Raw genomic sequence first — 8,419 nt, forward strand, 5'->3', positions numbered from 1 at the left:
CGGCGATCCGCCGCGCCCCCTTCAACACCTCGCGCCCGCCCGGCAGTTCGGGCAGGCCGTACGGCCACGTCCCCGCGTGCGCGGACCCGTAGAACCGCTCCCACTCCCCCGCGTCCACCAGCCGGAAATCCGCCCCGCAGTCCACCACGAGGACGTCGGGTCCCAGTTCGGCCGCGATCGCGGCGGAGGCACCGTGCGGCAGGGCGAGGAAGACGACATCGTGCCCGGCCAGCACCTCGGGGGTGGTCTTCTCGAAGGTCCGCCCGGCGAGCGGGGCGAGGTGGGGCTGCACCTCCCCCACCGTCCGGCCGGCGTTGGAGTCCGCGGTCAGCGCGCCGATCTCGGCGTGGGGATGCCCCAGCAACAGCCGTAGCACCTCACCGCCCGCGTACCCGCTCGCGCCCGCTACAGCTATGCGCACCATCGTCCCGTCCTTGGGGTCGTCCGTTCCCTGCTTCTCCCGGTCTGGCGGCCGGGACCTCCGGCAGCTCCGACGTCCTCGAACGGGTGCGGGTGGTTCCCCCAGGGCGTTCCCACCGCCCGGACCAGGATTAGCTTAGGCTAACCTTACCGACCTCGTACACCCCCATCCCTCCCACCCCACCCGTCAGGCGAGCCCCTGCGGTGAGCAGTACAGATTCACCCTCCCGGGCGAGTCCGCACCCACAGCACTCCAGGGCAGAGCCCGGAGGCGTCAACTCCGCTCTTGACCCGCCTCAATACCGCCGCGATTCCGGCCTGGTAGCCCTCCGCCGCCTTCTGGTAGACACCTCCCGTCGTCGCCCGACCGAAAGGGAAGCATGGACGAGGAAGAGGACCGGCGCCTGCGCGCGATCGCCCCGGAGATCAGCCGGCGGACGGTCGGCCTGCTGCGGACGGTGGTCGGCCTGGAGCCCGCCGAGCGGGTGCCCGAGGAGGCGATGTACGTCGCCGACGACGTCCTGGCCGAGCACGGCACGGACGGACTGCGGTCGCTCGTCATGAGCCTCGCCGGCTGGGCCGCCGTCGGCATGGAGAACGTCGCCCAGCTCACGGGCAAGACGTACGAGGCGCTCGTCGACGAGATCGAGCTGACCTGCCTGGAGGCCAACCCCGACGGGTGAGGTCCCCCTCTTCGGCCGACGACGGCCGGCCGGAGTCCTCCAGGAACGCCCTACAGGCATCCGCGGCGTGCCGCTGGATCCTGGCCCCGTCGGCGGTACGGCCGTCGGCCGGAGGGCGCCCTCGCTCCGGCCGTCGCACCAGTCCCGGCGGAAGGTTTTGCCGAACGGTCACCCAACGCCACGTCGATCTGCCCTAGCGTCCCTCCCGTCCCCCTTGATCACGATCGCGGGCGTCTCCGGCGAGGCGGCCGCAGGAGAGGTGTGCCATGAGCCTGATCGACATACGGAGTACAGCCGCGGAACTGCCCGATGCCTGGAGTTCGCGCCTGCTGGGACGGGTCTCGGGTGTCGGGGTGAAGGTGCTGCGGATGGACGGGCGCGCCCTGGAGCCGGAGGTCCACGATGCGGCGGAGGCACTGCTCGTCCTGGAAGGCGCCTTGCGGTTGACGGCCGGCGACGTCGAAGTCGAGGTGCACGCGGGCGAGATGTACGTCGTCGAGGCGGGCGTACGGCATGCCGTCCGGTCCGGCAGCCGGGGCACGCTCGTCATCGTCGAGGGCTGAGGCCCGGGAAACGGCGCACGTACCGCTTCTGCCAGGGCGTCTCGACGGCCCGGGCGTCGTAGTGCCGGCGTACGTACCCCACCGCCTCCTCGGCGGGGACGCCGTCCAGGACCGCGAGGCAGGCCAGCGCCGTGCCCGTCCTTCCTCGTCCCCCGCCGCAGGCGACCTCGACGCGTTCGGCCGCGGCCCGTTCCCACACCTCGTGGAGGACGGCCCGGGCCTGACGGTCGTCGGCGGGCAGCCGGAAGTCGGGCCAGCGCAACCAGTATGAGTCCCAGGACACTTGGGGCGTCTGCTTGCCCAGCAGATATACGGCGAAGGCGGGTTCGGGACCGTCGGGAAGCGGGCGGCGCAGGCCGCGGCCGCGGACGAGGCGGCCGGAGGGCAGCTTCATGACGCCGGGCGCGGTGTCGTCCCAGGTTTCGCTCATGCGCACACCCTAGACATCCCGCGCCGCCGCGCGAGTAGTGTCCGGACCGTGACACTCCCCCGCCTAAAGGCGGGGGCTTCTCGGCTCGCGCCGGGAAGCTTCCTGCTTCGTCGCCGACTGCCCGCCCGGAGTACTCCGTTGAGGTCTTACACCAGCTCCACAGGCCGATACCGCCAGTCCGGCGGCCTTCAGGTTGCGCGCCGCGTTCACGTCGCGGTCGTGCAGGGTGCCGCAGTCGCACGTCCAGGTGCGGACGTTGAGCGGCATCTTGTCTTGCAGGGTGCCGCAGACAGAGCACAGCTTCGAACTGGGGAACCACCGGTCCACGGCGATCACCTCGCGCCCGTACCACTGGGCTTTGTACTCCAGCATCGTCCGGAACTGCGTCCACGCCGCATCCGAGATGGCTCGGGCCAGGGAGTGGTTCTTGAGCATGTTCCGGACGGTCAGGTCCTCGATCACGATCGTTTGGTTCTCACGAACGAGCCGAGTGGTGACCTTGTGCAGGTTGTCCCGTCGCCTGTCGGCGATACGGGCATGCACGCGGGCGACCTTGCGTCGGGCCTTGGCCCGGTTGGCGCCATCCCCCTTGGCCTTACGGGACAGCGCCCGCTGAGCCATCGCCAGCCGCGCGCGGTCCTTGCGCTCGTGCCGGGGGTTGGCGATCTTCTCCCCGGTGGAGAGTGTCAGCAGGTGGTCAAGACCCGCGTCCACGCCGACCGCCGTGCCTGTGGGCGGAAGAGGCCGGATGCGGGGGTCGTCGCACAGCATGGAGACGAACCAGCGCCCCGCAGCGTCCTGGGACACGGTCACCGTGGACGGCTTCGAGCCTTCCGGCAGCGGGCGGTGCCAGACGATCGCCAGAGGCTCGCGTATCTTCGCGAGCGTCAGCTCACCGTTCCGGTACTTGAAGCCGCTGGTGGTGTACTCGGCACTCTTGCGGGACTTCTTCTTCGACTTGAAGCGCGGGTACTTGGCCCGCTTGGCGAAGAAGTTGGTGTACGCGACCTGGAGGTGCCGCAGGCACTGCTGGAGCGGCACGGAGGAGACCTCGTTGAGGAACGCCAGTTCCTCGGTTTTCTTCCACGCCGTCAGCATCGCGGAGGTGGCGTTGTAGTTCACCCGCTCCTGCCGCAGCGTCCACGCCTCAGACCGGGCAGCCAATGCCATGTTGTAGACCTTCCGCACGCACCCGAAGGTCCGGGCAAGCTCGGTGGCCTGCTCCGGGGTCGGGTAAAAGCGGTACTTGAAGGCCCGCTTCACGTGCGTGATCATGGCTCACACACTATCAACTCAGCTTGTGACTGCGGCGGGGTGGTGGTAACGGTGATCCGCCCTGGCGGCGAATCACCGCTCCTTGCCCTGCTCCGCAGGAGCTGAGTTTCCTCCCCCTCGTAAACGAGGGGGTATCCACTCAGGAGGACCCGATGAAGCGACGATCCCGAGCCCCCGCTCAGCAGTCCTCCACCACTTCGCACGATGGGCCCTTCATGAACGACGACAAGTTCCTCGACCACGTCACCGTCCGGCTCGCCGCACTCCCCTCCGTGCACGCCGTCACCCTGGGAGGCTCGCGCGCCCAGGGCACCCACGCGCCCGACAGCGACTGGGACATGGCCCTGTACTACCGGGGCGACTTCGATCCCGACGACCTGCGCGCCGTCGGCTGGGACGGCGAGGCGTCCGATATCGGCGGCTGGGGCGGCGGCGTGTTCAACGGGGGCGGCTGGTTCAGCGTCGACGGCCGCCGGGTCGACGTCCACTACCGTGACCTCGACGTCGTCGAGCACGAGCTCGCAGAGTGCCGCGAAGGGCGTTTCCACTGGGAGCCGCTGATGTTCCATCTCGCGGGCATCCCGAGCTACTTGGTGGTCGCCGAACTCGCCCTCAACGAGGTGCTGAGCGGTTCCCTCCCCCGTCCCTCGTACCCGGAGGCGCTGCGCGCGGCGGCCCCGCCGATGTGGCGCGACCGGGCGGCGATGACGCTCGGGTACGCGCGGTCCGCGTACGTCCGTCGCGGTCAGGCCACCGAGGTCGCGGGCGCGCTGGCTGTCGCGGCCGTGCAGACCGCGCACGCGGTGCTGTCGGCGCGCGGCGAGTGGGTCACCAACGAGAAGCGTCTGCTGGAGCGGGCGGATTTGCGCGGCGTCGACGCGATCGTCGCCGGACTGCGGCCGGACGCGGAGAACTTGACGCGGGCGGTGACGGAGGCGGAGCGGCTGTTCACGGAAGCGTCCTGATATCGCCAGGGGCCCACCCCGGGGATGTCCGGCACCCTCACCGAGGCCCTGCCGGGCGCCGAGGCCGGAGAATCCTCGGCCCACCACCGGGCCCACGGTGACCACCTCGTCCTGGCCTCCGCCCGTTGACGGGTACCGCCTGGCCGTGTGATTGGCTACGCCGCATGGTTCTCAAGCGACTGTTCCCCGGGTGCACGTGCGCGCAGCCGAGCTGTTCCGGCGCGGACGCCGGGGGCACGGCATGAGCATCCGCCCCGTGCCGTCGCAGCCCGGCCCTCTCCCGGTACCGGAGACGGCACCGGAGACTGCACCGAAGGCCGCACCGCCCTTCGATCCCGAACTGGCCGTCGTGCTCGCCTCCTTGGGCGAGGAGGCGAGGGAGCCGGTCACTCCGGAGAATCTGGCGGCCCGGCAGGAGCGGGACGCCGCGGCCCGGCCCAGGCCGACGGCCGAGGACCTTCGCGCCGACGGCCGTTTCGAGGTGACGGAGTTCCGTGTGCCCGGACCGCCGGACGGACCGGACGTCACGCTCGTGGGCGCCCGGCCGTCCGGGCTCGCCGGGCCGCTGCCCCTGCTGTACTACATGCACGGCGGCGGCATGGTCATGGGCAACGCGTGGTCCGTGCTTCCGCGGATCCTTCGCGAGTGGGCCCTCCCGCTGGAACTGGCCGTCCTCTCGGTCGAGTACAGGCTGGCGCCGCGCACGCGGTACCCGGGGCCGCTGGAGGACTGCTACGCCGGACTCGTCTGGGCCGCCGGGCACGCGGCCGAACTGGGCATCGACGCCGACCGCATCGTCATCGGGGGCAAGAGCGCCGGCGGCGGGCTCGCCGCGGCCCTCGCCCTGCTGGCCCGCGACCGCGGCGGCCCCGGGGCGCTGGGGCAACTGCTGCTCTCCCCGATGCTCGACGACCGCGGCACCACCTTCTCCGGCCATCAGATGTCGGGCCTCGGCATCTGGGACCTCACCTCCAACGCGACCGTCTGGAAGGCGCTGCTGGGTGACCGCTACGGCGCGGCGGACCTGCCGCCCTACGCGGCTCCCTCCCGCGCCACGGATCTTTCCGGGCTTCCCCCGGCCTATATCGAGGTCGGGTCGGCCGAGATGTTCCGGGACGAGGGCGTGGCCTACGCGAACGCGATCTGGCAGGCCGGCGGCCGGGCCGAACTGCACGTATGGCCGGGCGCTTTCCACGGCTTCGACGGCATCGCCCCGCGGGCGGCCCTCACCCGGGACGCGCGCGACACCCGCACCCGCTGGCTCCGGCGCCTCCTCGCACAGTCCGGCGCGGGGAACCGGCCTGCCCGGTGAACAGGCCCCGGATACCTGGCACAACAAGAAAGGCAAGGCGCTTTCCCGCTCCTTGCCACTCTTAATGTATAGCGCACGGGGGGCCTTGCGGCAAGGCCCCGGTCATGCCGCACAATCATCGTCCTCAGGCCAGGACCTGCGGAAATCACAGACTCGCGAAGTATGTGCGCTTTCGGCGGTGTATGGGGTGCACGGGGCGCTGCCGGACCACGTGGAGTGGCTGGCCTGAGTTCAATCTCGTTTGATGGGGGATGCATGTTTGACGTGATCGTGGTCGGCGGCGGGCCGGTCGGCCTGATGCTGGCTTCCGAGCTGCGGCTGCACGATGTGGACGTGGTCGTGCTGGAGAAGCTGTCCGAGCCGACGAAGCAGTCCCGCGGGCAGGGCCTGCACGCGCGCAGTGTCGAGGTGATGGACCAGCGCGGCCTGCTGGACCGGTTCCTCGCGGTCAGTGAGAAGTTCCAGGTCGGCGGTCTCTTCGGCGGCATCATGAAGGCGTGGCCGGACAGCTTGGACACGGCCCACCCGTACGGTGTCGCCATCCCGCAGCCGCTCACCGAGCAACTGCTCAACGAGCGTGCGCTCGAACTCGGCACCGAGATCCGGCGCGGCTGCGAGGTGGTCGGGCTGAGCCAGGACGAGGAGGGGGTGACCGTCGAGCTGGCGGACGGGGCGCAGCTGCGCTCGCGCTACCTCGTCGGGTGCGACGGCGGCCGCAGCGCGGTGCGCAAGCTGCTCGGTGTCGGTTTCCCCGGCGAGCCCGCCAAGGTCGAGACGCTGCTGGGGCAGATGGAGGTGGCCGAGGATCCGGCGACGGTCGCCGCCGTCGTCGCGGAGGTCAACAAGACCCAGCTGCGGTTCGGCGTCACCGCCCCCGACGAGGACGGGGTGTGCCGCATCGTCGTGCCCGCCGACGGGGTGTCCGAGGACCGCATCGCCGAGCCGACGTTCGAGGAGTTCAAGCAGCGGCTGCGGGAGGTCGCGGGCACCGACTTCGGCGCGCACTCGCCGCGCTGGCTCTCCCGGTTCGGTGACGCCACCCGGCAGGCCGAGCGCTACCGGGTCGGCCGGGCGCTGCTGGCCGGCGACGCGGCCCACATCCACCCGCCGACCGGCGGGCAGGGGCTCAACCTCGGCGTCCAGGACGCGTTCAACCTCGGCTGGAAGCTGGCCGCCGCGGTCAAGGGCTGGGCGCCGGAGGGGCTGCTGGACAGCTACCACGCCGAACGGCACCCGGTGGGCGCCCGCGTACTGGAGAACACCCGCGCGCAGATCACCCTGATGGGGACCGATCCGGGCGCGACCGCGCTGCGGGAGCTGTTCTCGAAGCTGATGGACTTCGAGGAGGTGAACAGCTACGTGACCGGGATGATCACCGCGGTCGGAGTCCGCTACGACTTCGGCGAGGGCCACGAACTGCTCGGCCGGCGCATGCGGGACGTGCGGCTGAAGCAGGGCCGCCTCTACGAGCTGACGCACGGCGGCCGGGGCCTGCTCCTCGACCGGACCGGCCGGCTCTCCGTCACCGGGTGGGCCGACCGGATCGACCACGTCGTCGACGTCAGCGAGGAACTGGACGTGCCCGCGGTGCTGCTGCGTCCGGACGGCCACGTGGCCTGGGCCGGCGAGGACCAGCAGGATCTGCTCGCCCACCTGCCGAAGTGGTTCGGCGCCGCCGCGCACTGAGCCGTGTCCGACGGCTCTTGAGGCCGCCGCCTCGCAGGTGCGGGTACTCCCTGTGAGGCGGTCGGCAGCTCATGAGTCGCGCCACGCGGCAGGGGCGGCCTGCTCGGCAGCGGTCCAGGAACCGTCGGACAAGCCCTGGCGCGCCCGTACGGGAGTCACCCCCGCAGGAGTTGACCGCCGGCGGCCAGGTGGTCGAGCACCTTGCGGGTGGTGGCGCTGACGCGCCGGCCGTCGGCGTGGGCGATGCGGGCGATCTCGGCGATCTCCGAGGACGGCGTCGGACGGCCGGTGTGCCCGGCGGTGCAGCACACGGTGCGTACGACGGTCCCGGCCGGTTTGCCGTCGGCCGGGGCCTCGACGGTCAGCACGGGCGTGACCGTCGAGGCGTCCAGGGCCACTCCGAGCTCCTCGCGGATCTCGCGGACCAGGGTCTGCGCGAGCGGCTCGGCGGGCTCGGGTTTGCTGTCGGGCAGGTAGAACTGTTCGCGGCCGTGGCTGCGGGCGACGAGGAGCCGGCCCCGGTCCAGGTGGATCCAGGCCACTTTCTCGATCACCTCGGTCACGCGGTGGCCTCCGCGTGGCGCTCCTGCCAGTACGCGTACACGGCGACGGCCTCCTCGCGCGGCTCGTGGCGCATCGGCAGGCGCCGCTCGTTCCACGGCTTGGCGAACTCCTCGTAGAAGGTGTTCAGTTCGAAATACTTGCGGTCGTCGACGTAGTGGGGCGCGTAGGCGTCGCGCGTGGTGAGGAAGACGACCTCGTCCGGCGAGCAGTAGTAGAGCGAGCCCAGGCACATCGGGCAGGGGTGGGCGAGGACGTAGATCGTGGCGCCGGTCAGGTGCTCGGTGCCCAGCTTCGTGCAGGCCTCGCGGATGGCGAGGATCTCGGCGTGGGCGGTGGGGTCGCCGGTCTGCGCGACGCGGTTCGGACTCTCGGCGAGGATCTCGCCGTCCTTGACGATGACGGTCGCGAAGGGGCGGCCGCCCTCGGCGACGTTCTGCCGGGCGATGTCGATGGTGCGCTGGACGAAGTCCATGGAAACCTCCTCGGGAAGCGGGCGGGGCGGGCCGCACCGGCCCGCCCCG

9 protein-coding genes and 1 pseudogene are annotated in these 8,419 nt (G+C 71.2%); 5 read left to right on the forward strand and 5 right to left on the reverse strand.

Translation table 11 applies throughout. The features are described from left to right. Nucleotides 1-424 (reverse strand): annotated as a pseudogene (locus I5Q34_RS25260) (N-acetyl-gamma-glutamyl-phosphate reductase); the annotation flags it as partial. 376 nt (nt 425-800) lie between these two features. Between I5Q34_RS25260 and I5Q34_RS25265 the strand changes: the two are divergent. Together I5Q34_RS25265 and I5Q34_RS25270 are read left to right on the forward strand one after the other, a co-directional pair. Further along, nucleotides 801-1,103: a hypothetical protein gene (locus I5Q34_RS25265; protein ID WP_199894719.1), complete on the forward strand. Its 303-nt coding sequence runs from the start codon at nt 801-803 to the stop codon at nt 1,101-1,103. Nucleotides 1,104-1,369: 266 nt separating this feature from the next. Then, nucleotides 1,370-1,666: a cupin domain-containing protein gene (locus I5Q34_RS25270; protein WP_199894720.1), complete on the forward strand. Its 297-nt coding sequence runs from the start codon at nt 1,370-1,372 to the stop codon at nt 1,664-1,666. Here I5Q34_RS25270 and I5Q34_RS25275 read toward each other — a convergent pair. Then, nucleotides 1,650-2,096, reverse strand: a complete 447-nt coding sequence (locus I5Q34_RS25275) for a protein-tyrosine phosphatase family protein (RefSeq protein WP_199894721.1) — start codon at nt 2,094-2,096, stop codon at nt 1,650-1,652. The two genes, I5Q34_RS25270 and I5Q34_RS25275, sit on opposite strands and share 17 nt — an antisense overlap. Before the next feature lie 63 nt (nt 2,097-2,159). Continuing rightward, entirely contained in the window at nt 2,160-3,371 is a 1,212-nt protein-coding gene (locus I5Q34_RS25280) for an RNA-guided endonuclease TnpB family protein (protein ID WP_199894722.1), read from the reverse strand. Nucleotides 3,372-3,586: 215 nt separating this feature from the next. On the opposite strand from I5Q34_RS25280, the gene I5Q34_RS25285 reads away from it, so the two are divergent. The 3 genes from I5Q34_RS25285 to rox all read left to right on the forward strand — a co-directional run bounded on the left by I5Q34_RS25285 (nt 3,587) and on the right by rox (nt 7,334). Beyond that, nucleotides 3,587-4,336 (forward strand): nucleotidyltransferase domain-containing protein, encoded by a 750-nt coding sequence (locus tag I5Q34_RS25285; RefSeq protein ID WP_199894723.1) that lies wholly within the window; start codon nt 3,587-3,589, stop codon nt 4,334-4,336. Nucleotides 4,337-4,577: 241 nt separating this feature from the next. After that, on the forward strand, nt 4,578-5,648 hold the full coding sequence (locus I5Q34_RS25290) for an alpha/beta hydrolase (protein WP_199894724.1): 1,071 nt from the start codon (nt 4,578-4,580) through the stop codon (nt 5,646-5,648). A 255-nt stretch (nt 5,649-5,903) separates the two neighbouring features. Beyond that, nucleotides 5,904-7,334, forward strand: coding sequence for a rifampin monooxygenase (gene rox / locus I5Q34_RS25295; RefSeq protein ID WP_199894725.1), 1,431 nt, complete (start codon nt 5,904-5,906; stop codon nt 7,332-7,334). A gap of 155 nt (nt 7,335-7,489) precedes the next feature. On the opposite strand, the gene I5Q34_RS25300 is transcribed toward rox, so the two are convergent. Together I5Q34_RS25300 and I5Q34_RS25305 are read right to left on the reverse strand one after the other, a co-directional pair. Beyond that, the gene (locus tag I5Q34_RS25300; protein WP_277965703.1) at nt 7,490-7,897 is read right to left on the reverse strand and encodes an NUDIX domain-containing protein; all 408 of its coding nucleotides are present in this window, start codon (nt 7,895-7,897) and stop codon (nt 7,490-7,492) included. Then, complete coding sequence (locus tag I5Q34_RS25305) at nt 7,894-8,370, reverse strand: nucleoside deaminase (protein ID WP_199894726.1); 477 nt, start codon at nt 8,368-8,370, stop codon at nt 7,894-7,896. The genes I5Q34_RS25300 and I5Q34_RS25305 overlap by 4 nt, the downstream gene beginning before the upstream one ends. Nucleotides 8,371-8,419 lie beyond the last annotated feature (49 nt).

It is taken from the genome of Streptomyces sp. AV19, assembly GCF_015999245.1.
Lineage (GTDB): Bacteria > Actinomycetota > Actinomycetes > Streptomycetales > Streptomycetaceae > Streptomyces.